The following is a 21,868-nucleotide window of genomic DNA, read 5'->3' on the forward strand; positions in this document are numbered from 1 at the left end:
CATGATCGGTCGCATCGTCACCCTCTCCGTCGAGAAGCGCTGGCTCGTCCTGCTTCTCACCATCGCGGCTGCATTGCTCGGGATTGGCGCGCTGCGTCAGCTTCCGATCGACGCCGTACCCGACATCACCAATAACCAGGTGCAGATCAATGTCGTTGCTCCTGCCCTCTCCCCCGATCAGATCGAGAAGCAGGTTGCGTTCACGGTCGAAACCGCGCTCGCGGGCATTCCTGGCCTTGAATATACCCGCTCGCTAAGTCGCAATGGCTTTGCCCAGATCACAGCGGTTTTCGGTGAAAAGACCGATATCTACTTTGCGCGAGCGCAGGTCGCGGAACGTCTGCGAACCGCTGAGGAAGACCTTCCCGAAGGTGTGAACCCCGAGATGGGGCCGATCGCTACGGGCCTCGGCGATATCTTCATGTGGACGGTCGAATATCGCGAGCTGGACCAAGTTCACCACCGCAACGGCGAACCCGGCTTGCAGCGCGATGCCAGCTATATCACCCCCGAGGGGGATCACCTTGTCAGCGACGCCGACAAGGCGACCTATCTGCGCACCGTACAGGATTGGATCGTCACGCCGCAGCTCAAAAGCACGGCCGGGCTTGCTGGCGTCGACTCCCTTGGTGGCTACACCAAGGAATATCTCGTTATTCCGGACATACAGCGCATGGCGGCAATGCGGCTAACGCTTCAGGATCTCACCACCGCCCTTCAGCGCAGCAATACCAGCGCGGGCGCTGGCGTGGTCAACCGCAACGGAGAAGGGCTGGCGGTTCGATCGGATGGGCGTGTTCGCAACGCCGACGAGCTGGCACGTACCGTCGTTGCCACCCGCGAGAGCGTTCCGATCCTGCTTAACCAGATCGCGACCGTTCGCACCGGGCAGGCGCTACGCATGGGATCGGCGTCAGAAAACGGCCATGAAGTTGTCGTCGGCACCGCGGTTATGCGGATCGGGGAGAATAGCCGCACGGTATCGACCGGCGTTGCCGAACGGCTGACGCAGATCGGCCGCTCTTTGCCGGTCGATGTTGTCGTGAAGCCGGTCATGAACCGGACCGAGCTGGTGAACTCCACAATTTCGACGGTTGCCCGCAACCTCGCCGAAGGTGCGGTGCTGGTAATCGTCGTTCTGTTTGCGCTGCTTGGCAATTTCCGCGCGGCGCTGATCGCGGCCTGCGTCATTCCGATCACGATGCTGCTGACCAGCATCGGCATGTTGGAGGCGGGCGTTTCCGCAAATCTGATGAGCCTTGGTGCGCTCGACTTTGGTCTGATCGTAGATGGCGCGGTCATTATTGTGGAGAACGCATTACGGCGTTTGGGCGAGGCGCAGCATGGTCGTGATGACGTGCTGACCATCGAGCAACGTCTCGGGATTGTCGCGGCGTCGGCGCGCGAGATGATCCGGCCATCGGTGTACGGGCAGGCTATCATCATCCTTGTCTATGCGCCGTTGCTCACCTTCACGGGTGTCGAAGGCAAGATGTTCGAGCCGATGGCGCTCACGGTCATCATCGCTCTGGTGTTCGCCTTCATCCTATCGCTGACCTTCATACCGGCAGCGATTGCGATCTGTCTCAGCAAGCGGGTCGAGGAGAAGGAAAGCCGCGTCGTCACCTTCCTCCGGAAACGTTATGAGCCGGGACTTGATGCGGCAATGCGCCGACCCACCCTCACCATCGGCGTCGCGATCGGTGCGCTGGCACTCGCCGGGGCCGCTTTTACGACATTGGGGCAGGAGTTCTTGCCGCAGCTCGATGAGGGCAACATCCTCGTGCAGGCGGTCCGCATCCCGGGCACATCGGTCGATCAGAGCCAGGCGATGCAATTCCAGGTGGAAAAGGCACTCGCCAAGGCCCCTGAGGTCCGCTTCGCCTTCTCGCGCACCGGCACGTCCGAAATCGCATCGGACCCGATGCCGCCTAACGCGACCGACACCTTCGTCATCCTGAAGCCGAAGAAGGAGTGGCCCGACCCCGGCCTGTCCAAGGAAGAGCTGGTCGAGCGGCTGGAAAAGCGGCTCTCCACTCTGCCCGGCAACGCCTATGAGATCACTCAGCCGATCCAGATGCGGTTCAACGAGCTGATTGCAGGCGTGCGCGGCGACATCGCGATCAAGGTCTTTGGCGACGACTTTGGCGAGATGAACGCGACCGCAGATCGGATAGCCGGCATCCTTCGAAAGACGCGGGGTGCAGCAGACGTGCGGGTTGAACAAACCGAAGGCTTGCCGATGCTCGATATCCGGCCGAACCGCACTGCCATGTCCCGCGTCGGGGTGACGGCGGGTGACGTGCAGGACACGGTTGCCGCAGCCATTGGCGGCCGACAGGCTGGCGTGATCTTTGAAGGCGATCGTCGCTTCCCCGTCGTGATCCGGATGGCCGAAAGCTCACGATCCGATCTGACGGCGGTTGCTCAGGTGCCGGTGCCGACCGGCAGTGGCGGCTTCGTACCGCTATCGACAGTGGCGGATATCGCCGTGGTCGATGGTCCCAACCAGATCAGCCGCGAGAACGGCAAGCGGCGTGTCGTGGTGCAGGCCAACGTGCGCGATCGAGACGTGGCCGGTGTCGTGGCTGATGCCCGGTCAGCCATCGACGCTCAGGTGAAATTGCCGCCTGGCACGTATCTCGAATGGGGCGGTCAGTTCGAGAACCTGGCATCTGCCCGCGATAGGCTTAGCGTTGTGGTGCCGATCTGCTTCGTGGTCATCATGTTCCTGCTCTACGGCGCGCTTGGCTCCGTCAGGGATGCGTTGATCGTGTTTACCGGCGTTCCGCTGGCGCTGGTCGGAGGCATCCTTGCGCTGGTGCTAAGAGGCATGCCGTTCTCCATTTCAGCGGCAGTCGGCTTCATCGCGCTATCAGGTGTCGCGGTTCTCAACGGGCTGGTCATGGTGTCGTCCATCCATGATCTGATGCGGCAAGGCATGGGTCGTGCGGTAGCGGCGCATCAAGGCGCTCTGGCGCGGCTCCGGCCAGTTGCGATGACGGCGCTCGTTGCGTCGCTTGGCTTCGTGCCGATGGCACTTGGTCATGGTGCTGGAGCCGAGGTGCAAAAGCCGCTGGCGACCGTCGTCATTGGTGGCCTGATATCCGCAACCTTGCTCACCTTGTTCGTGCTGCCGACGCTCTACGCTCGTTTCGGACGGCGCGAGCTGCCAGCCCCATCAGGGGGACACATCGAACTGCCGCCTTTGAGTCATGACAGCGTGAGGGCTTAAGCTATGCAGGCCGTTGCCTTCACGCTCATTCCCGTCGTCGCCGTACTGATCGGCTCGCTATTCGCGGTATCGAGACGGCCAAGTGATGCCTTCGTAAGCGCCATGCAGCACTTGGCGGCAGGCGTCGTGTTCGCCGCAGCGGCAGCCGAGATCCTGCCCCAGGTGATGCACGAAGGTTCACCGATCGCGACATTCACAGGCGGCGCGCTTGGCATTCTCGTGATGCTGTCGCTCAAAGCCCTTGAGGGTCGCGCCAGTGGACCGATCGCCATGCTCGGTGCGGTCGCGGTCGACATCCTGATCGACGGGCTTGTTCTCGGGTTGGCGTTCGTCGCTGGCGGGAAGGCCGGCGTGTTGCTGACGATCGCGTTGACGTTGGAGGTGCTGTTTCTCGGACTGACCGTGACCACCGAGTTGGGCGAGACGATCAAGTCCAAGGCGCGGATCATCGCGATTACGATGGGGATCGCGTTGTTGCTGCCGATCGGTGCGGCGATAGCGACTCCCGTTGCGACGTTTCCGCCCGTCGTCATCGCCGGGTTTCTCAGTTTCGGTTTGATGGCGCTGCTCTACCTTGTGACGGAAGAGCTATTGGTGGAGGCGCACGAGAAGCCCGATACCCCGCTTATCAGCGCCATGTTTTTCATCGGCTTTTTGGGATTGCTCCTGATCGAGGAGTTTTTGGGCTGACCGCTCGACGTGGAACGTCTTGGACCAATGATGATGACGTCGAGCTTCGTCGGCGTATCGAGGCCAAGCAGACTCTGGCGGTAATCGCACGCGAGATGGGCCGAACGATGGATGCGGTTCGGGGAAGAGCCTCAACCCTACGGGTAACTCTCCGCTCGTCACAGCGACCATGGCGCGACGGCGTGCCGCGGCGGGTAGATGTAGACTAGGAAAATAGGGGCGGCTGCCCGCCCCTATCCAGCTTTTAGCCGTGCTTCATGCCGCCCTTGGCATGATCGCAGCAGTCCGCGGCCTTGGCTTTTGCGCCATCCTTGCAGCAGTCCGCACCGTCCTTGCAGCACGCCATGTCGGCGCAGCAATTGGCGACAGCGGCGAATGCGCCAGTCGACAGGGTGAGGGCGAAGGCAGCGCTGATGAGCTTGAACTTGGTCATGATATTCTCCGAAATTTACGTGTGATGGTGTTCGACGTCACACGGTTTGCGGAGGGGGCGTGGCCGGAGCGTATGCCATGCCCAAAAGGCCCGTCTGTGGAGCTGGCCAAGGCGATAGATGGGAGGACGGAACCAGCCCGATATGCTCGACGGTTTCGCCGGCAACCGCAACGCACGGTATGGCGCAGGCCGACGCAGGTGCCTTTTTGATGGGAGCGCCTGCTGATTTGCTGGCGCAGTCCATCATCGCGGACGCAGCCGGAGGCGCGGCCATCGCCATCGTCTCGCAGAGCGGGCCAAGCCGGACCAGCAACATCACTGCCAGGACGAAAAACGCCATGGAACGCAATATCTTGGAGAATGGGCGAGCCCGGCGTTTCATTGGATGCATCTAGAAGCACACTCAGTGATGCACAATGTCGGAGGAGCGGTTCGCCACACTAAGAGAACTTTACTCGCCTTTCCGGTACGTTGGCGAGGTTGCGATGCTCGAAAGGTCCGTGGCGCTATCGATCGGCACATCTGCCTCCTTTCGCTCGGAATAGCGATCAACAAGCTGCGTGGTGTGCGGGCGTAGAAGGACCGTGAAGCGCACCAGCTCCTCCATCACATCCACGATCCGATCATAGTAGGCCGAAGGCTTCATTCGGTCGCTTTCGTCGAACTCCGCAAACGCCTTCGCGACGCTCGATTGGTTTGGGATCGTCACCATTCGCATCCAACGGCCGAGGACGCGCAGGGTGTTCACGCTGTTGAACGACTGCGATCCGGCCGACACCTGCATGACGGCAAGCGTGCGGCCCTGCGTCGGGCGCATCCCACCCATCGACAGCGGCAGGTGATCGACTTGCAGCTTCATGATGCCGGTGATCTGGCCGTGGCGCTCGGGGCTGCACCACACATGCCCCTCCGACCACATCGACAGTTCGCGTAGCTCGTGGACGGCCAGGTGATCGTCCCCCGTCACCTGATCGGGCAGCGGCAACGTCGAAGGATCGAAGATTCGCGTTTCGCAGCCGAAGAATTGCAGCAGGCGAGCGGCTTCCTCAACGCACAACCGCGAAAAGGACCGCTCCCGCAAAGAGCCGTAGAGCAACAGTATGCGCGGAGGTGGATCACCAGCGCCCAGCCCAAGGGCAGGACGATCGAGCGCATAGCGCCGATCAAGGGCGGGTAGATGATCGGGGTCAGAGAGGGCGCGAAGCGGCATCAGGCGGTCCTTGGGCCAAGCAGAATGATACAGGTGCCGATCAGGCAGAGTGTCGCTCCACCAGCGTCCCAGCGGTCGGGCCTCACCCCTTCGACAGCCCACAGCCAGATCAGCGATGCACAGATGTAGACGCCGCCATAGGCTGCATAGGCCCGCCCTGCTGCATCGCTGTCCACGCGTGTCAGCAGCCAGGCGAACAGCACAAGCGATACCACGCCCGGAGCCAGCCACAGGGGCGATTTGCCCAGCCGCAACCATGCCCAAAAGGCAAAGCAGCCTGCGATTTCCGCGAGCGACGCGGCCAGATATACGAGTGCCGTCATCCCATGCTGATCCTGATCGCGAGTGCCGCGAGCGTTACCAGCAGCACCGGAATCGTTAGCGTCGCGCCGACCTTGAAGTAATAGCCCCAGCCGATCCGAATGCCCTTTTGCCCGAGGACGTGCAGCCAGAGCAGCGTCGCGAGCGAGCCAATCGGTGTGATTTTCGGGCCAAGGTCGCACCCGATCACGTTGGCGTAAATCATGGCTTCCTTGATCGCGCCCGTGGCGTGCGTCGCGTCGATCGACAGCGCACCCACCAGAACGGTCGGCATGTTGTTCATCACCGACGACAGCAGCGCGGCAATGATCCCGGTGCCGAACGCCGCACCCCAAACGCCGCCTTGCGCGGTGCGATCGAGCAGGCCGGCAAGATGGTCGGTCAGTCCGGCATTCCGCAGGCCATAGACGACCAGGTACATGCCGAGCGAGAAGATCACGACCTGCCACGGCGCGCCGGCCAGCACCTTGCGCGTCTGGATGACATGGCCGCGCGCGGCGATGACCAGCAAGAGCACGGCACCGGCAGCAGCGACGGCGCTGACCGGCACGCCGATAGGTTCGAGCAAGAAGAAGCCGGCGAGCAGCAGGGCGAGGACGACCCAGCCCGCCTTGAATGTGGCATGGTCACGGATCGCATCAGCGGGCGCGCGGAGCTGCGCCACATCGTAGCTGGCGGGTATGTCGCGCCGGAAGAACAGCAGCAGCACGACCAGCGTCGCGGCGATCGACGCCAGATCGACCGGCACCATCACCGAGGCATAATCGGCAAAGCCGATCCGGAAGAAGTCGGCCGACACGATGTTGACGAGGTTGGAGACGATCAGCGGCAGGCTTGCGGTATCGGCAATGAACCCCGCCGCCATGACGAACGCCAGCGTCGCCTTGTCCTTGTATCCCAGGGCCCTCAGCATCGCGATGACGATCGGCGTCAGGATCAGCGCGGCGCCGTCATTGGCGAACAGCGCCGACACCGCCGCCCCGAGCAGGACGATCAGCACGAACAGCCGACGACCATGCCCCCCGCCCCAGCGCGCAACGTGGAGCGCCGCCCATTCGAAGAACCCGGCTTCATCGAGCAACAGGCTGACGATGATGATCGCGACGAACGTCGCGGTCGCGTTCCAGACGATGCCCCACACCACCGGCACGTCAGAGAGCGAAACGACCCCGACGAGTAGCGCGACGGCCGCGCCGCCTAGCGCGCTCCAGCCGATGCCCAGGCCCTTGGGCTGCCAGATGACGAGCGCGATCGTGACGACGAAGATAGCGAACGCGAGCAGCATCAGGCGATGCGCTGGCCCGAAGCATCCACAACCTGTTCGCCGTCTTCCTTGGCAAACGCGCCCTGTTGGGCATCAGGCAGCAGATCGAGGACCGCTTCGGACGGTCGGCACAGCTTCACGCCGAGCGGCGAGACGACCAGCGGCCGGTTAATGAGGACCGGATGCGCCATCATCGCGTCCACCAGCGTGTCGTCTGACAGCGCATCGTCACCAAGGCCCAGCTCCGCATAGGGCGTCCCCTTCTCGCGTAGCAGATCGCGGGGCGTGATCCCGGCGCGGTCGATCAGCTCGACCAGCAACGCGCGCGAGGGTGGGGTTTTCAGATATTCGATGACGTGCGGCTCGATGCCAGCATTGCGGATCATCGCCAGCGTGTTGCGCGACGTGCCGCACTCGGGGTTGTGATAGATCACGATATCGACGGCCACGGGGCGTCCTTTCAGCAGCAGGGGGTGAGTTCGGCCAGGAGCGGCGCACACAGTTCAGGCGAGCCGGCACAGCAATCCTTGACGAGGAACAGCGTTAGCGCGCGCAGCCCGTCTAGATCGGCACGGTAAATAATCGACCGGCTATGCCGTTCCGAGCGCACGATGCCGGCGCGCGCGAGAATGCCGAGGTGCGCGGACATGGTGTTCTGCGGCACGTCGAGCTGACGGGCAATTTCACCCGCCGCCATGCCGTCCGGTTCGTGGCGAACCAGCAGGCGAAACACGTCGAGGCGTGTGCCTTGCGCGAGCGCACCAAGCGCAATGATAGCCGAATCGTTATCCATGCATCCGGCATAGCGGATATGTTAAGTTATGAAAGCTCTCACGATCTTCAAACCACTATCGATTCCGACAACGCCCTGCACCGACATGAAAGCGGCAGGCGTAAAGACCATGCCGGCCACGACATGTCGGGCATGAAAAGTAAATGGGAGGGAGGCGTCCGCGCCTCCCTCTTTTAATGGCGGGCGAACACCTTGCGTCCGGTTGGTCCGAACGCGATCACCTCATAGGGCTGTGCGTTCATGCCCGGCATTTCCATGCCAGGTGATCCCACCGGCATACCCGGCACGGCAAGCCCGTTTACGCCTTTGGGATGCTGGGCAAGCACCCGTTTCATGTCGGCAATCGGTACATGGCCCTCAAATGCCATACCGTCGACTACCGCGGTGTGACATGAACTGAGGTCGGCGGGGACACCCATCTTGCGCTGAAGCACATCGCGGTGAGCGTCATCGATGATCTGCACGTTGCGCCCGAACTGCTGACGGACCTGCTTGGCCCACTGCTCGCAACAGCCGCACCCTGGATCGCGGTGCATGGCAATGCTGTTCGCCGCTAAGGCCACAGCCGGGGTCATCATCGCTGCGGCGACGATCGCACTCCGGATCGTAAACTTCATTGCTAAACTCCTTTGGTGAAGCCCCGCCCGGGGGCGGGGTTCCTGCCAGCGGCCTTATTGGGCGCGCTTGCCATGCGACTTGAGCCAGCCCTGAAGCTCGGCGATGTCCTTTTCCTGCTTCGTAATGGTCATCTGCGCCATCCGCTTCGTGTCGGCATCCTTCGCGTCCCGAAGCGCCACGCGCGACATGGTAACGGCTCCACGATGATGTTCGATCATCTTGCGGGTCCACATCTCCGATGCGTCTCCCTGCTTCGCGGCCATCATCTTCTGATGCATGTCCATCTCGGATGCGGCGTAAGGATTGCCCGGATCATTCATCATCTTGGAATGATCCATTCCCTGCATCTGGCTATGATCCATGCCCGCCATGCTGCTCTGTGCGGCAAGCGGACTGGCGGCGAGCGCTGCGGCTAACATGCCGATCGTGGTAATGGTCTTCATAGTCGTTCTCCCGAGGTATCCCCCACCTAGAGAGAGTTACGCGGCAACGTCGTGCACCCCTTGGACTTTTCTTTGCCTGCGGCGCGGCCAGCGCATGTAGAGCAGCACCACGCCTGCCACCGCAAGGGCTAGCCCCCCAGCTGCAAATGCCATCATCCAAGGGGTGTTGAAGTTCTCATGGTTTTTCCAGTCCATGATGTGGAGGCCCCAGAAAAAATCATAGAGCCGCCACGTACCCGTTCGGACACCGACAATCCTACCGTTCTCCGGTGACACGAACACGCGCGTCGTCTCGGCGTCCTCGAACTCCACACGCCAGACCGGCAGTTTGCCACGAAACTCCGTGCTCGCTGTTCGAGCAAACATGACGGACGCAACAGGGACACCGGGGCCGCGATATGCCGCGCGTGCAACTCGTAGCGCAAAGGGCGCATCGATACGCTGCATCGGCAAACCGGTCCGGGCGTCGTGCATCCGGACCGTGCCGTTAGCCATCGTCAACTCGGCGACGGGTTGTCCGAACAAGGTCGTGTAGCGCAGTTCGCGCACCGGGCCGGGGGCAGCGCCCAACACCGATGCCGGGGAAGCAAACTCCTGAGCCGGATCGATCGTCGCCGTGTTCTCGCGTGCAACGAGGTGTTCTCCTCGTACCCGCTCGATCGGCAGGATGCTCATCAACAAGCCGCTGGAGAACCAGAGCAGTAGCTGCACCCCGATAATCAGTGCCAGCCAGCGATGAAGCTTGCTGGCACCGACATGAAGGCGGAGCCTGCCGCTCCTCAGAACCAGGTCCTCACGCCGGCAACGAAGCTAAAGCCGCCCGTGTCATCACCGCGTGCTCTCGTGAAGCGTGCCGTGTCGCCGAATTGCCTTTCCCACGACACGCCGATGTAGGGCGCAAACTCACGCGACTTTTCGTAGCGCAGCCTGAGCCCGAGTTCGAGGTCCGTAAGCCCCGATCCGATGCCGTCCTGGCGCACGTCTTGGGCTGCAAAGTTGGCTTCCACGCGAGGCTGAAGGACGAAGAATTGTGTCACTCGCTCGTCGTACCATGCCTCGGCTCGGCCAAGCACGTCGCCCTTGTCAGAAAGGAACAGTGCCCCCTCGACGTCGAACCAATAGGGCGCAAGCCCCTCGATCCCGACCGTCGCGTAGGTGCGAGAAGGGTTCGGCTTGAAGTCGTAGCGGACGCCCGCCTGAAGGTTCCAATAGGGATCGAGCGCACGGCTGTAGAGCGCCTGCACCTCGGCCGCTTCGAGCGGTTTGCCAAATGTGCCCTCGCCTTCGCTCTTCAGGGTGAGACGGTTGATGTCTCCCCCGATCCAAGCCTCGCCATCCCATCGATAGCCGTCCCCGCCTTTGCGCGCCTGATACTCGGCAAGGTTGAAGAGCACTTGGTAGTAGGTCATTCCGCCATGCTCGCGGCGCAGGTCGCGGTTGGCATCGCTCATGGCTGCCTCGCCGTAATAGCGAGACGCTGCCAGCACCGGAGATGGTGCAGGCGCGGGCGCATTGCCCGGCTTCAGGTCTGTACCGACAGGCACGGTCGCCATTCCCGGCATTGAAGACATGTCATGCTGCGTTGGCTGGCCGGGTGCCATATCCATGCCGGGCATCGCCGACATATCATGGCCGGTGTGCTCGCCTGTTGCGGTAGCCGGAGCAGGGTTCATGCCTGACATTTGGGACATGTCGTGGCCGGCGTGCGGATCGGCCGCGTTCGCACCGCTCATGTCCATGCCGGGCATCGTGTGTTCGGCATGTGGATCGGCTGCAGGCTTGGAGGGACGCTTTGCCGGGACCTTCCTAGTCGCTGCCTTCTTGGCAGGGGCCCGCTTTGTGGCCGGTCTCGATCTAGCGGTCGGTTTTTTCGCCGGCATTTTCATGCCCGGCATGCTCATGCCCGGCATCATTGAATGGTCCATCGTCTGCGCCGTGGCAGGTGCCGTGGCGACCAGCGCGCCGATCCCGGCGAGAAGCAGCGCCTTCATGCCGCCTCTCCCTTCGCCGAACGGACCTGGACGACCTGCATCATGCCCGCGTGCATGTGGTAGAGCATGTGGCAGTGGAATGCCCAATCGCCCTCGTTGGCGGTCACGTCCCAACTGACCTTGCCCCCCGGTTGGACCATGACGGTATGCTTTCTCGGGCTGTACGCGCCGTGCCCCGTCACCAATTCGAAGAAGTGGCCGTGCAAGTGGATCGGGTGGCCCATCATCGTGTCGTTGACCAGCGTGACGCGGACGCGCTCGCCAGCAAGAAATGGGATCGGTGCCTTCACCTCGGACAGCTTTTCACCGTCGAGCGCCCACATGTAGCGTTCCATGTTGCCGGTAAGGTGGATCTGCACCTCGCGCGACGGCGCGCGCAGATCGGGATTGCGATCGACCGCGACCAGATCGCGGTAATTCAGCACACGATGCCCGACATTCTCCAGACCCTGACCGGGGTCGCCGGTACGATCCATCGGCATCGGCGAGATGGTCTGGACACCCGGCCCCTTCTTCACGCCCGGCGCTTTCGAAAAGTCGCGCATGTTCATGTCCATGCCCGCCATGCCGCCCATTGCCATACCACCTGCGGCGTCGGGCGCACCTGCCATGCCTGGCATCGTAGCACCCGACTGCATCGCGCCGTGATCCATCCCGGCCATTCCGCCCGCGCCGGCACCGGCAGCACCGTGGTCCATCTGCGCGTGGTCCATCGCAGCGGCGGGCTTTTCAGCCGTGGCCATTGATCCGTGATCCATTCCAGGCATGCCACTATGGTCCATGCCCTGCATCGAACCGCCGCCCGACATATCCATGTTCATGTCCATCCCCATGTCCTTCATGGTGGCGACAGGGCGCTTGCGAAGTGGAGGGACTTCAGCGGCCATGCCTTCGCGGGGGCTTAGCGTTGCGCGCGCCATGCCGGACCTGTCCACGCTCTCACCGACCAGCGTGTAGGCGCGCTCGTCCGATGGAGTGACGATCACGTCGTAGGTCTCGGCCACGCCGATCTGGAACTCGTCGACCTCAACGGGACGGACGTTGAGGCCGTCCGCCTGGACAACGCTCAGCTTCAACCCCGGAATCCGGACGTTGAAGGTCGTCATCGCGGACGCATTGATGACACGCAGCCGCACCCGCTCGCCCGGCCTGAACAGCCCCGTCCAATTGTCCTGCGGCCCATGCCCGTTGACGAGATAGGTGTAGTTTGAACCCGTCACGTCGGCGACGTCGGTCGGGTCCATCCGCATCTTGCCCCAATCGAGGCGATCCTTGAGCGGCTGGTCCTCGCCCTTGAGCAGGCCGGCGAGCGTCTGCTGCTGCCGGTTGAAATAGCCCGACTGCTTCTTGAGCTTCATGAAGATGCGATGCGGGTGGAGCTGGCTGTGGTCGGACAGCACGATAACGTGCTCGCGATCCGACTGGATCGGGTCAACGCCCTTGGGGTCGATCACGATGGGGCCGTAGAGCCCCATCTGCTCCTGCAACCCGGAATGGCTGTGATACCAATAGGTGCCGGCCTGCACGATCGGGAACTCGTAGGTGAAGGTCGTGCGCTTATCGATGCCGGGGAAGGCAACGCCCGGCACGCCGTCCATCTGGAACGGCACGATCAGGCCGTGCCAGTGCAACGAGGTCTGCTCATCAAGACCGTTCTCGACATGCAGCCGCACGGTCTGACCTTCCCGCAGCCGGATCAGCGGTGCGGGCACAGTGCCGTTAATGCCGATGGCGTGGCTCTGCCGTCCGTCGATCATCATCATCTGGTGCGCGACCCGGAGCCGGATTTCATCACCCGATACAGTAGGCAGCGGCTTCACAATACCAGCGGAAACAGGCTGCGCCCATGCCGGCATATATGCCGACAGCGCAACACCGCCTCCTGCAAGAGTGGCACCGCGCAGCAATTGGCGGCGGTCTAGAACGCGCGACATGGTAGCTCCTTGGGATTGAGCCGCTGCCGGCCCGTCTCACCTCTTACGCGTCCCGTGCGCCTACCCCTTGGTTCTCTTTCAAATTTTCGGCGAGGCGCGCGCGAGCCCGATATAGCCTGGTTTCGACCGCCTTCTGGCTGATCCCCAATACATCGGCCGTTTCCGCCTGGCTCAAACCCTCGATCGTGCGGAGCACCAACGGTTCTTTGAGATTCATCGGCAAGGTCGCGATGGCGCGCGTCACTTTGGCAAGTTCCTGCCGATCGGCTGCTGCGTCATCGATTGCTACCTGATCGTCCGCGATCGTCTCGGCCTGTTCGTCGAGCGGTGCGGCAAAGGAGAAAAACCGACGGACCGCGCGCTTCCTTGCCCAATCCCGGCATTTGTTGACGGCGATCGTAGAAAGCCATGCTTTCATCGCCCGCTGTGTATCGTAGCGCGGCATCGCCTGATGCGCCGCGACAAACGTCTCTTGAACCAAATCGAGCGCTTCGTCGGCCTCGCCGACAAAGGCGCGCGCGAGCCGGAATATAGGCTGACGATAGCGACGCATGATTTCGGAGAATGCCGCTTGTCGGCCAGCGATGCTGAGCGTCGCCAGTTCGCCGTCGGACAGGGTGGTCCAATCGAGGCTCACCCCTGGTCGTCGGTGAGCGCCTTCACCACCGCAGCATCGAATTGGGGGGTCTGATCCGGGCGCAAAAGCTGCCGCATGGCGAAGATATGCGCCAACGTTGCCTTCTGTAACTCGCCCATCGCCGCATGACTCTGATCGACCGCGGCGGTCACCTTGGGGCCGTTGCCATGCTCGGTCTCAATGGCCTCGGCTAGCCGTGCATTGTCCGCGCGCATTTCCAATTCCAGCGCGTGGCGTTGCACCGCGAACCGGTCCTCTAGGCTTTTCAGCCGGGCCTGCTGATTGCCATCAAGCGCCAGCTTATGGTGCAGGACCTCGTGCAAGGCGGTGCCCGGTTGCTTAGGCTGGGGCAGCAACACGCGCGCAAGAAATACGCCTGCGATAGCCGCGAGGAAGGCCAGTACAACGCAGACGATAAGCCGCTTGGTCGATGTCATGGCTCACCAATCAGCAAGACCGATGGCGCCAGTGGTGATGCGCCCCCGAGCGGCGAAAGCGACACCGCAGGGCTGGCGGTCGCCGGAAGTTCCGCGCCAACCATGCCGATCGCGAGCGCTGCGACCATCACGCCCCCGACGCCCAATCCGGTCAACCGTGCGACGGGCTGCGCACCGATGCGTGCGAACACCTGCGCTTCGATCCCGTCCAGCGATGCCGGCACGGGTGCGCCCGCGAGCCTCGCCAATGTTCTGTCTAGATCGTCCATGCTGTCCACTCCGCGCCTCTACCACTTGTTACGCAGCGATGCCCATCACCCCTCGACTTCCGTCATGAGGGGCGAGCGGCCGGGCCGCGTAGAACAGGCACGAACCTGATCGGAGTATTCCCATGCGTCGCGTCTTCCTTCCTACCGCTGTCGTCCTTCTCGGCCTTGCCGGAGCCGCCCAGGCCCATCCCAAACTCGTATCCGCATCCCCGGCACCGAATGCGATGGTCGCGAAGCCCGCCAATGTCACACTGCGCTTCAGCGAGAAGCTGATGCCCAAGTTTTCCGGTGCGGATCTGATGATGACCGGGCATGGCGGCATGACGCACGCACCAATGAAAGTCGTCGGGACCGCAACTGTCGGCTCGGACGGTCGCACCCTCGTCGTCACGCCCAAGTCGCCGCTCGGCGCGGGTAGCTATAAGCTTGCCTGGCATGTGGTCTCGACCGACACACACCGCATCACCGGAAACTACGCCTTCACGGTGAAGTAAGGTGGAAGCCGACTGGCCGCTGATCGCGGTTCGCTTCGCGCTTTACGTGACGCTGAGCGGGCTGTTCGGCCTCTCGGCATTCGGCCTCTACGGGTTGAAGGTCGGTGAGCGCGGCAACGCGCTTGCCTTCCGCCCTTGGCTGTTCGGGACCGGGCTTCTCGCCCTGCTATTCTCCGGCATAGCGGTCGCGCTGCTCGCAGCCGCGATGGCAGGTGCACCTCCGTGGCCGATCGATCGGGAAGCAGTCGGAATGCTGCTCTCTGACTCCGCAACGGGCACGGCATGGAAAGTACGCATGATCGCGCTCTTGGTGGCGTCTATCGCTGCCCTAATAGCGGCGCGGCGCACGATGCCGCTTGGCTTGGTCGCCATCTTTTCCGGCGTCGCTCTCGCAACGCTCGCCTGGACGGGGCACGGGGCGATGGACGAAGGCGCGACCGGGTGGGTGCATCTGGCGGCCGATATCCTCCATCTCCTGAGCGCTGGTGCGTGGGTGGGAGCGCTGCTCGGGCTTGGGCTGCTGGTGACACGACCAGCGCGGCGCACCGATGCCGCCCACCTCGCACTGACCTATCGAGCGCTGCACGGGTTCGGTCTGACCGGCACGATTGTCGTCGGTACGATCGTCATCACCGGCCTCATCAACGCTTGGCTGTTGGTTGGCCTTGGCAATCTCCCGACCCTCGGCACGACGGTCTACGGCAGGCTCTTGATCGCCAAGCTTGTGCTGTTGGGTGGGATGCTCGGACTCGCTTCGCTTAACCGCTTCCGCTTTACACCGGCATTCGAACGATCGGTGTCAGCAGGCGATTATAAAGGCGCGCTGCGAACCTTGCGAACAAGTCTTGCAGTCGAGGCTTCGTGCGTGGTCGCGATCCTCGTGCTGGTAGGTTGGCTCGGCACGCTCGAACCCCCTGCGTCGGCCATGTAGCTATTGGTTTGAGGGCAATCGAGCTTTGCGACGTAATTTAATTAGGTGCCGTGAGTCGTTGGAAGGGGGGCTTGACCCTGACACGGTGTCAGACCCTACATGCTCTCGGGTTGAAGGAGTTTTTCTATGAACGACCCTGATTTCCACGCCCATTTGGCCGGGGGCTGCGGGTGCTCGAACAAGCAAGCTGATAAAGCTGCTGCGATCGAGCGCGAGGCGGGCGCGTCCTGCTGCTCGTCCTCCAAATCTCCGGCTGTTCCACAAGCTGCCAAGGAAGGATGCTGCTCAGGGAAAGCGGGCGGAGAACCTTCTGCCACAGTGACCGACCCGGTATGCGGCATGACCGTTGATCTGGCAAAAACAGCGCACCATGCCGAGCATGCCGGGCACGAGTATCATTTCTGTAGTGCAGGGTGTCGAACCAAGTTCGTCGCTGACCCTGATGCCTACCTTGGGGCCAAGCCAAAGCCCGAGCCGGTGGCAACCCCGGGAGCGATGTGGACGTGCCCCATGCACCCTGAGATTCGTCGGGAAGGGCCGGGAACGTGCCCCATTTGCGGCATGGCCCTCGAACCGGAAGAGCCGTCGCTCGATGACGGTCCCAATCCAGAACTAGTCGATTTCACCCGGCGTTTGTGGGTAGCAGGAGCGCTCACCGTTCCGCTGCTCATTGTTTCGATGTTCGCCGAGATGTTTGGGCTCCATGTTGTTAGCCCTACCGCTTCGCCTTGGGTCCAACTCGCACTCACTGCGCCAATTGTGCTGTGGGCGGGATGGCCGTTTTTCGAGCGGGGGTGGATGTCGCTTCGCACCCGCCATCTGAATATGTTCACGCTGATCGCGATCGGCGTCGGTGCGGCATTCCTCTACAGCCTGGTCGCAACACTCGCGCCCAGCATCTTCCCTGCGACGTTCCGGATGCACGGGGGCATGGTCCCAGTCTATTACGAAGCTGCCGGCGTCGTCGTGACACTGGTGTTGCTCGGACAGGTTCTCGAATTGCGCGCCAGAGCGGCGACTGGCCGCGCGATACGCGCCCTCATGGACCTCGCTCCCAAGACAGCGCGACGGTTGCGGTCTGACGGGTCAGAGGAAGAAGTCAGCCTTGCCGACGTGGCAACCGGAGATCGGTTGCGGGTCCGCCCCGGCGATGCGATCCCGGTCGATGGCGTGGTGGTCGAGGGTCGCTCCTCGGTCGATGAATCCATGCTCACCGGCGAGCCGGCCCCCGTCCTCAAGGAAGTCGATGCCGCAGTCACGGGGGGGACGGTGAACGGCACGGGCAGCCTCGTTATGGAAGCCGGCGCGGTCGGTTCGGACACGATGCTGGCGCGCATCGTCCGCATGGTCGCGGAAGCGCAGCGCAGCCGTGCCCCGATCCAGGCGGTCGCCGACCGGGTATCGGGCTGGTTCGTACCTTTGGTCGTGCTGATCTCGGTCGCGACCTTCGTGGTGTGGTCGCTGGTCGGTCCCGAGCCACGCATGGGTCACGCCCTTCTTAATGCGATCGCCGTGCTGGTGATCGCCTGCCCGTGCGCGCTCGGGCTCGCGACCCCTATGTCGATTATGGTTGGCACCGGCCGCGGCGCGCAGGCCGGCGTGCTCGTCAAGAATGCCGAAAGCCTACAGGCACTCGATAAGGTCGATACGCTGGTCATCGACAAGACGGGCACGCTAACGGAAGGCAAGCCGTCGCTGGTCGCGATCGAGGCAACCGGCACCGTTGGAGAGAACGACATGCTCGCGCTCGCTGCGGCTGTCGAAGGACAGTCCGAACACCCGCTAGCCCACGCGATCGTCGTCGCCGCCAAGGAACGCGGATTGCAACTCGCCACGGTCGCAGACTTCGCTTCGCAGACCGGCATGGGTGTCAGTGCCACGGTTGGCGGCCGATCGGTGGTGATCGGCAATGCCGCACAAATGAGCCGGGTCGGTGCCGATCCCCAGTCACTCGACGCTTCGGCCGATCGCCATCGGAGCGAGGGAGCCGGCGTCATCCTGATCGCGATCGACGGCGCACTCGCGGGCTTGCTCGCGGTTGCTGACCCGGTGCGCCCTTCGGCGCGCGACGCCATCGCGGCTCTTCGCAAGGAAGGTCTGCGCGTTATCATGCTGACGGGCGACAATCGCGGGACGGCCGATGCGGTTGCGCGCGCCGTGGGCGGCCTGGACGATGTACGCGCCGATCTGCGACCGGAAGATAAGGCGCGGATCATCGGCGAATTGAAAGCTGATGGTGCCAAGGTTGCAATGGCCGGCGACGGTATCAACGACGCCCCGGCGCTGGCCGCTGCCGACGTTGGGCTCGCGATGGGGACGGGAACCGACGTAGCGATAGAAAGCGCGGGCATGACGCTCACACGCGGCGATCTTTCGGCGATCGTGCGCGCGCGCAAGCTCGCCCGTGCGACGATGCGGAACATTCGGCAGAACCTGTTCTTCTCATTCCTGTTCAACGGGGTCGGCGTGCCCGTCGCGGCCGGCGTGCTCTACCCCGTTGCCGGCATCCTTCTGTCACCAATGCTGGCTGGCGCTGCGATGGCCCTCTCTTCCTTCACCGTCGTGCTCAACGCGCTGCGTCTGAACACGGTGAAACTATGAACATCGGGGCGGCGTCGGAGGCCAGCGGCGTCTCGCAACGCATGATCCGCCACTACGAGAAGATCGACCTTGTGCCCGCACCGCTCCGGCGCGGGAGCTACCGGGATTATTCGGAAGTGGACATTCATCGGCTGCGGTTCATCGCCAACGCGCGAGACCTTGGGTTTCCAATCGAGGAGATCCGCACGCTACTCGGCTTGTGGTCGGATCGGGATCGGTCGAGCGCCGAAGTTAAGGCGCTGGCGAAAGCGCGCGCTGCCGAGCTGGGCCGCAAGGCGCGCGCGTTGAAAGCTATGCAATTGGCGCTGATCGACTTGGTTGAGCGCTGTCACGGCGATGATCGCCCGGAGTGCCCAATTATCGAAAGCCTCGCTGAATAATCCGATCGAGCGCGGCGCTTAGCGTGCCGCGCTCTACCGCCTGTGGGCGTTCGCAAGCGGTTCTAGTGTTCTCCCTTCTCGTGTGAAAACGGCTTTTGGGAAAGATCTATCGTTCCCAAAAGACCATCGTTTTCGAGGAAGCTTTGTGTCAAAACCGAACGGTTCTGACGCTTGAGATAGGTCAGCGCCTTTCAAGCGCTTGCTGGTGTCAGAACCCTCATTTAAAATAGCTCGGCGAGGGGTTGCAGTCGGTGGCTCGCTTGGACCAAGCCGCTTTTCCGAAAGCGGTCGAGGTAATCTTCGGCGGTTACAGCGGGATTGCGAAACTGACGGCGCTGGCTACCGATCGCGGTCAGAGCCTTGGCCGTATCAAGATCGATGACATTGACGATGAAGTCGTCGGGATGCTTCACCTCGATACCGTGGCGGGCGGCCACTTCGACCGGAAAATCCTTGAGGTTGTAAGTGACGATCGCATCGGCTCTGCCGTGAATCGCTGCTGCAAGAACATGGACGTCCTTGGGATCAGGCAGCGTCAGGGCAGGCATCAGCGATTCATAGCTTTCCACCAGCGCCTCCCCGAAGCTGTCCATGTAGGCCCGCTGGCGTTGGAAATGGTCAGTTGGCAAATCAGGAAACCGCCGCCTCAGGCTTTCCTCCCACTCGGCCAGGATCGCCTCGCTCCAGAGCGGCCGGAACAGCCGGTTGGCGGCGAACCACAAAAGCGCACCCCGCACGATGGAGGGGTGCATGACGTTGGCATCAAGCAGGACGGTGTAGCGGCCGACCAGCATCAGGGACGATCGAGGGGTGCGTGATCATCGAAGAGGCCAGCTTCCTGATCCAGGTCCGCCATCCCCTGCAAGGCCTCATGCCGGGCCGCATCCATGCGGCTGCGGTAGGTCAGCACGTCGCGCCCGAGCAGCTTACGATGCGTGCCGACCATCCGGAACGGCAGGTCACCGCGTTCTAAGAGCTTGATGAGGTGTGGACGCGACATGTTGAGCAGATCGGCCGCCTGGCTGGTTGTAAGTTCTGCCTGTACTGGCACAACAGTGACGGCATGACCGTTGCCGATCTCAACCAGCATCTTGACGATACTGTTGAACACACCAGAAGGCAGGCTGATAACGTCCTCGCCTGCCCCTTCTACAGTCAGGTGAATAGGGCGGCTGGAATCTACCCTCGACAGTGCACGCGCGGCGTTACCGGCCGCCTCGATCTCGTGTGCAGTAGGCTCGTAGGCCTCGTCGATATTGAAGGCCACGGCGGCCATGTTTCGTCTCCCAGAGCGGAAGCCATCTAGTGATTGCGACTTGTAAACGCAATAAGTGAAACGAGTGTCAACGGGAGGACGTTCCACTGCGGTGATCGTCGAGCATGCTGAGGGGGGTTGGTGTGATCCAGTCGCCTCCCAGCTTGGGGTATGGGCCGTAGAACAGATCACCCAACGCACGCCGATAGTGCGCGTTCATCCAGCGACGGCGTCGATGCTCCGGTCCATCGTGGAGCATGTGGCAGCGCTGGCAGAGCGCTGCGAGCTGGTGAAGCGCACTGTCGCTCGGATCATGATTGAGGTGCGCACAGGCCAGGACCACCGGTGTCCACCGGCCTTGTAGCAGAATGTTCTCCGTAGGCCGTTGCACACGCCGGCCCCGGCCATTGCGCCAGCATTGCCGGTTCCGATCCCACCACCGTCCGTCGCCCAGGTGGAAGACCTTCTGCCTGTGGGGGCGTCCACAATGCTCGCAGTGTCCCCCCGCCCGCACGAAGCGTATCTGGTGCGAGAGCTGCGCCCAGTCGATCGGATACAGGAACACGTGCTCGGGGCGGATAGGCATCAGGCCCTCCCTGCCGAAACGTCAGGTTGCTCAGCCCACCGCATCATGGAGCCACCGTCGCTGCGGTCAGCGCCCGGTAGAGTGTGGCATGATGGCATTTGAGCAGCTTGGCGGCTTCGCGCACCGATGTGCCTTCGCCTATCAATCGTTCGCCGAGCGCGACCTGATCGGGGGTGAGCTTGGGCGGACGGCCGAAGCGCACCCCTCTTGCCTTGGCTGCTACCCGTCCGCTGCCGGTGCGCTGGTGGATCAGCTCGCGCTCGAACTCGGCGATGCCGGCGAACACGGTCAGCACCATGCGGCCCGCAGGCGAGGTCGTATCCGCCCAGGGCTCGGCCAGCGAACGCAGACCGGCGCCGACCTCCTTCAGTCTCTCGGCAATATCGAGCAGGTCGCGGGTCGAGCGTGCCAACCGATCAAGCCGCGTCACCACCACCGTGTCTTCGTCACGCAGTTGCTCGATCATCTTGGCAAGCTGAGGCCGGTCACGCTTTGCGCCAGAGATTTTTTCTTCGAACGTCCGCTTGCATCCGGCCTCTTTCAACGCGGCGCGTTGCAGCCGGAGATCCTGGTCATCGGTGGACACACGGGCGTAGCCAATCAACATGTCGCATAACTGTATCGAAATGTGAGTATTATGCAACAGACTTTTGCGACAACGCTAAATGAGACAAAACAGTTTTCAGGAACGCTGTCGCAAAACTTAGAACATTTGCGACAGTCGACAGTTGCTATCCTGCGGCCCTCACAGCCTCATTCTTCAAGCCTGCCTGTGCGAGCCTCCTTCTTCGACTTGTCCCATTCCTTCTTGATGAGCCGTTGGGCTGCTTTCTCGACCGTATCCGCCTTTTTGAGCCAATCGGGCTTTGGAGTATGCCGCGCACTCACTAGCTCCTCGACTGCGCGGAAGAGCGCGCGATCCAGGGCATGTTTGTCCTCAGTCCCTACGTCGCGGCAGGCCGGGTTTAGGCGGAGTACGATACCAGCGCGCGCGGCATGTACCTTTCGCCAATTCACCGGCTTGGCAGGGCTAACTGCACCACGCCGCACCTCGGCCGTTAACTCTACAACCAGCCCTCGCATTGCTTCTCGCCATACCGCGCGCTCGCTGGTGACGATCTGGACGAAGATGGCCTTGTCTGCGTTCTCCTTCCCGGCCTGCGCGCCAAAACGCGCGCCAAGGTAGGCAAGCACGCCCGCAAAGGCCGTTCCGAAGCCTTGCACCCACGTCCAGCCGCCTGATCCTGACCCCCCTGATATTCCTGTCACGTATGCTCCCTTATGCCGCGAACCTCGGGTGCAGCTTACGACCACCCAACCACGCTGCTACAGGCCACGAAGGCTAT

The 21,868-nt window shown here is 62.6% G+C and carries 24 protein-coding genes; 6 read left to right on the plus strand and 18 right to left on the minus strand.

The window, feature by feature from the left end:
* Nucleotide 1 precedes the first annotated feature (1 nt).
* Both AC0CH3_RS16745 and AC0CH3_RS16750 read left to right on the plus strand, forming a co-directional pair.
* Nucleotides 2-3,235: an efflux RND transporter permease subunit gene (locus AC0CH3_RS16745; protein ID WP_056677697.1), complete on the plus strand. Its 3,234-nt coding sequence runs from the start codon at nt 2-4 to the stop codon at nt 3,233-3,235.
* Between the two features lie 3 nt (nt 3,236-3,238).
* Nucleotides 3,239-3,925, plus strand: a complete 687-nt coding sequence (locus tag AC0CH3_RS16750; protein WP_055763298.1) for a ZIP family metal transporter — start codon at nt 3,239-3,241, stop codon at nt 3,923-3,925.
* A gap of 244 nt (nt 3,926-4,169) precedes the next feature.
* Here AC0CH3_RS16750 and AC0CH3_RS16755 read toward each other — a convergent pair whose 3' ends face one another.
* From AC0CH3_RS16755 to AC0CH3_RS16820, 14 genes are all read right to left on the minus strand, one after another.
* Complete coding sequence (locus AC0CH3_RS16755) at nt 4,170-4,358, minus strand: hypothetical protein (RefSeq protein ID WP_041394287.1); 189 nt, start codon at nt 4,356-4,358, stop codon at nt 4,170-4,172.
* Between the two features lie 451 nt (nt 4,359-4,809).
* Nucleotides 4,810-5,568 (minus strand): arsenical resistance protein ArsH, encoded by a 759-nt coding sequence (arsH, locus tag AC0CH3_RS16760; protein WP_055763304.1) that lies wholly within the window; start codon nt 5,566-5,568, stop codon nt 4,810-4,812.
* A complete protein-coding gene (locus AC0CH3_RS16765) occupies nt 5,568-5,891 on the minus strand; it encodes a YnfA family protein (RefSeq protein ID WP_055763308.1) in 324 nt (107 codons plus the stop codon). The genes arsH and AC0CH3_RS16765 overlap by 1 nt, the downstream gene beginning before the upstream one ends.
* Entirely contained in the window at nt 5,888-7,174 is a 1,287-nt protein-coding gene (locus AC0CH3_RS16770) for an arsenic transporter (protein WP_055763311.1), read from the minus strand. The genes AC0CH3_RS16765 and AC0CH3_RS16770 overlap by 4 nt, the downstream gene beginning before the upstream one ends.
* Nucleotides 7,174-7,602 (minus strand): arsenate reductase (glutaredoxin), encoded by a 429-nt coding sequence (gene arsC / locus AC0CH3_RS16775; protein ID WP_082446616.1) that lies wholly within the window; start codon nt 7,600-7,602, stop codon nt 7,174-7,176. Before arsC ends, AC0CH3_RS16770 begins: the two co-directional genes overlap by 1 nt.
* Nucleotides 7,603-7,613: 11 nt before the next feature.
* A complete protein-coding gene (locus AC0CH3_RS16780; protein WP_055763316.1) occupies nt 7,614-7,946 on the minus strand; it encodes an ArsR/SmtB family transcription factor in 333 nt (110 codons plus the stop codon).
* Nucleotides 7,947-8,119: 173 nt separating this feature from the next.
* Nucleotides 8,120-8,563, minus strand: coding sequence for a DUF411 domain-containing protein (locus tag AC0CH3_RS16785; protein ID WP_055763320.1), 444 nt, complete (start codon nt 8,561-8,563; stop codon nt 8,120-8,122).
* A 54-nt stretch (nt 8,564-8,617) separates the two neighbouring features.
* Complete coding sequence (locus AC0CH3_RS16790; protein WP_235516307.1) at nt 8,618-9,007, minus strand: DUF305 domain-containing protein; 390 nt, start codon at nt 9,005-9,007, stop codon at nt 8,618-8,620.
* A gap of 36 nt (nt 9,008-9,043) precedes the next feature.
* On the minus strand, nt 9,044-9,796 hold the full coding sequence (locus tag AC0CH3_RS16795; RefSeq protein ID WP_055763323.1) for a PepSY domain-containing protein: 753 nt from the start codon (nt 9,794-9,796) through the stop codon (nt 9,044-9,046).
* Complete coding sequence (locus tag AC0CH3_RS16800; RefSeq protein WP_055763326.1) at nt 9,787-10,998, minus strand: copper resistance protein B; 1,212 nt, start codon at nt 10,996-10,998, stop codon at nt 9,787-9,789. Before AC0CH3_RS16800 ends, AC0CH3_RS16795 begins: the two co-directional genes overlap by 10 nt.
* Nucleotides 10,995-12,932 (minus strand): copper resistance system multicopper oxidase, encoded by a 1,938-nt coding sequence (locus tag AC0CH3_RS16805; RefSeq protein WP_056405756.1) that lies wholly within the window; start codon nt 12,930-12,932, stop codon nt 10,995-10,997. Before AC0CH3_RS16805 ends, AC0CH3_RS16800 begins: the two co-directional genes overlap by 4 nt.
* Nucleotides 12,933-12,975: 43 nt before the next feature.
* On the minus strand, nt 12,976-13,569 hold the full coding sequence (locus AC0CH3_RS16810) for an RNA polymerase sigma factor (protein WP_055763333.1): 594 nt from the start codon (nt 13,567-13,569) through the stop codon (nt 12,976-12,978).
* Nucleotides 13,566-14,006, minus strand: coding sequence for a periplasmic heavy metal sensor (locus tag AC0CH3_RS16815; RefSeq protein ID WP_055763336.1), 441 nt, complete (start codon nt 14,004-14,006; stop codon nt 13,566-13,568). Before AC0CH3_RS16815 ends, AC0CH3_RS16810 begins: the two co-directional genes overlap by 4 nt.
* Entirely contained in the window at nt 14,003-14,275 is a 273-nt protein-coding gene (locus tag AC0CH3_RS16820; RefSeq protein WP_055763369.1) for a hypothetical protein, read from the minus strand. Before AC0CH3_RS16820 ends, AC0CH3_RS16815 begins: the two co-directional genes overlap by 4 nt.
* 122 nt (nt 14,276-14,397) lie before the next feature.
* Between AC0CH3_RS16820 and copC the strand changes: the two genes are divergently transcribed.
* From copC to AC0CH3_RS16840, 4 genes are all read left to right on the plus strand, one after another.
* Nucleotides 14,398-14,769 carry a copper homeostasis periplasmic binding protein CopC gene (copC, locus tag AC0CH3_RS16825; RefSeq protein ID WP_055763339.1) on the plus strand — a complete coding sequence of 124 codons (372 nt, stop codon included), beginning with the start codon at nt 14,398-14,400 and terminating at the stop codon, nt 14,767-14,769.
* Between the two features lies 1 nt (nt 14,770).
* Nucleotides 14,771-15,700 carry a copper homeostasis membrane protein CopD gene (gene copD, locus AC0CH3_RS16830; protein WP_055763342.1) on the plus strand — a complete coding sequence of 310 codons (930 nt, stop codon included), beginning with the start codon at nt 14,771-14,773 and terminating at the stop codon, nt 15,698-15,700.
* A 126-nt stretch (nt 15,701-15,826) separates the two neighbouring features.
* Nucleotides 15,827-18,301 carry a heavy metal translocating P-type ATPase gene (locus AC0CH3_RS16835; protein WP_082445487.1) on the plus strand — a complete coding sequence of 825 codons (2,475 nt, stop codon included), beginning with the start codon at nt 15,827-15,829 and terminating at the stop codon, nt 18,299-18,301.
* Nucleotides 18,298-18,681 carry a MerR family DNA-binding protein gene (locus AC0CH3_RS16840; protein WP_055763348.1) on the plus strand — a complete coding sequence of 128 codons (384 nt, stop codon included), beginning with the start codon at nt 18,298-18,300 and terminating at the stop codon, nt 18,679-18,681. The genes AC0CH3_RS16835 and AC0CH3_RS16840 overlap by 4 nt, the downstream gene beginning before the upstream one ends.
* 221 nt (nt 18,682-18,902) lie before the next feature.
* On the opposite strand, the gene AC0CH3_RS16845 is transcribed toward AC0CH3_RS16840, so the two are convergent.
* The 4 genes from AC0CH3_RS16845 to AC0CH3_RS16860 all read right to left on the minus strand — a co-directional run bounded on the left by AC0CH3_RS16845 (nt 18,903) and on the right by AC0CH3_RS16860 (nt 21,746).
* Nucleotides 18,903-19,475 (minus strand): PIN domain-containing protein, encoded by a 573-nt coding sequence (locus tag AC0CH3_RS16845; RefSeq protein WP_056677692.1) that lies wholly within the window; start codon nt 19,473-19,475, stop codon nt 18,903-18,905.
* Nucleotides 19,475-19,957 carry a helix-turn-helix domain-containing protein gene (locus tag AC0CH3_RS16850; protein ID WP_056677689.1) on the minus strand — a complete coding sequence of 161 codons (483 nt, stop codon included), beginning with the start codon at nt 19,955-19,957 and terminating at the stop codon, nt 19,475-19,477. Before AC0CH3_RS16850 ends, AC0CH3_RS16845 begins: the two co-directional genes overlap by 1 nt.
* A gap of 608 nt (nt 19,958-20,565) precedes the next feature.
* Complete coding sequence (locus tag AC0CH3_RS16855) at nt 20,566-21,129, minus strand: recombinase family protein (protein ID WP_056677686.1); 564 nt, start codon at nt 21,127-21,129, stop codon at nt 20,566-20,568.
* A 146-nt stretch (nt 21,130-21,275) separates the two neighbouring features.
* On the minus strand, nt 21,276-21,746 hold the full coding sequence (locus AC0CH3_RS16860) for a hypothetical protein (protein WP_031392881.1): 471 nt from the start codon (nt 21,744-21,746) through the stop codon (nt 21,276-21,278).
* Between the last annotated feature and the right edge of the window lie 122 nt (nt 21,747-21,868).

This window comes from Sphingomonas sp. AC449 (assembly GCF_979253475.1).

Bases quoted from the DNA above. Each gene is read 5' to 3' on its own strand.
- AC0CH3_RS16850 (WP_056677689.1), bottom strand. From the start codon at position 19,957: ATGGCCGCCGTGGCCTTCAATATCGACGAGGCCTACGAGCCTACTGCA.
- arsH (WP_055763304.1), bottom strand. From the start codon at position 5,568: ATGCCGCTTCGCGCCCTCTCTGACCCCGATCATCTACCCGCCCTTGAT.
- AC0CH3_RS16840 (WP_055763348.1), top strand. From the start codon at position 18,298: ATGAACATCGGGGCGGCGTCGGAGGCCAGCGGCGTCTCGCAACGCATG.
- AC0CH3_RS16765 (WP_055763308.1), bottom strand. From the start codon at position 5,891: ATGACGGCACTCGTATATCTGGCCGCGTCGCTCGCGGAAATCGCAGGC.
- AC0CH3_RS16755 (WP_041394287.1), bottom strand. From the start codon at position 4,358: ATGACCAAGTTCAAGCTCATCAGCGCTGCCTTCGCCCTCACCCTGTCG.
- AC0CH3_RS16780 (WP_055763316.1), bottom strand. From the start codon at position 7,946: ATGGATAACGATTCGGCTATCATTGCGCTTGGTGCGCTCGCGCAAGGC.
- AC0CH3_RS16855 (WP_056677686.1), bottom strand. From the start codon at position 21,129: ATGTTGATTGGCTACGCCCGTGTGTCCACCGATGACCAGGATCTCCGG.
- AC0CH3_RS16820 (WP_055763369.1), bottom strand. From the start codon at position 14,275: ATGGACGATCTAGACAGAACATTGGCGAGGCTCGCGGGCGCACCCGTG.
- AC0CH3_RS16800 (WP_055763326.1), bottom strand. From the start codon at position 10,998: ATGAAGGCGCTGCTTCTCGCCGGGATCGGCGCGCTGGTCGCCACGGCA.
- AC0CH3_RS16805 (WP_056405756.1), bottom strand. From the start codon at position 12,932: ATGTCGCGCGTTCTAGACCGCCGCCAATTGCTGCGCGGTGCCACTCTT.
- AC0CH3_RS16745 (WP_056677697.1), top strand. From the start codon at position 2: ATGATCGGTCGCATCGTCACCCTCTCCGTCGAGAAGCGCTGGCTCGTC.
- AC0CH3_RS16815 (WP_055763336.1), bottom strand. From the start codon at position 14,006: ATGACATCGACCAAGCGGCTTATCGTCTGCGTTGTACTGGCCTTCCTC.
- AC0CH3_RS16790 (WP_235516307.1), bottom strand. From the start codon at position 9,007: ATGAAGACCATTACCACGATCGGCATGTTAGCCGCAGCGCTCGCCGCC.
- AC0CH3_RS16785 (WP_055763320.1), bottom strand. From the start codon at position 8,563: ATGAAGTTTACGATCCGGAGTGCGATCGTCGCCGCAGCGATGATGACC.
- AC0CH3_RS16750 (WP_055763298.1), top strand. From the start codon at position 3,239: ATGCAGGCCGTTGCCTTCACGCTCATTCCCGTCGTCGCCGTACTGATC.
- AC0CH3_RS16770 (WP_055763311.1), bottom strand. From the start codon at position 7,174: ATGCTGCTCGCGTTCGCTATCTTCGTCGTCACGATCGCGCTCGTCATC.
- AC0CH3_RS16835 (WP_082445487.1), top strand. From the start codon at position 15,827: ATGAACGACCCTGATTTCCACGCCCATTTGGCCGGGGGCTGCGGGTGC.
- AC0CH3_RS16845 (WP_056677692.1), bottom strand. From the start codon at position 19,475: ATGCTGGTCGGCCGCTACACCGTCCTGCTTGATGCCAACGTCATGCAC.
- copC (WP_055763339.1), top strand. From the start codon at position 14,398: ATGCGTCGCGTCTTCCTTCCTACCGCTGTCGTCCTTCTCGGCCTTGCC.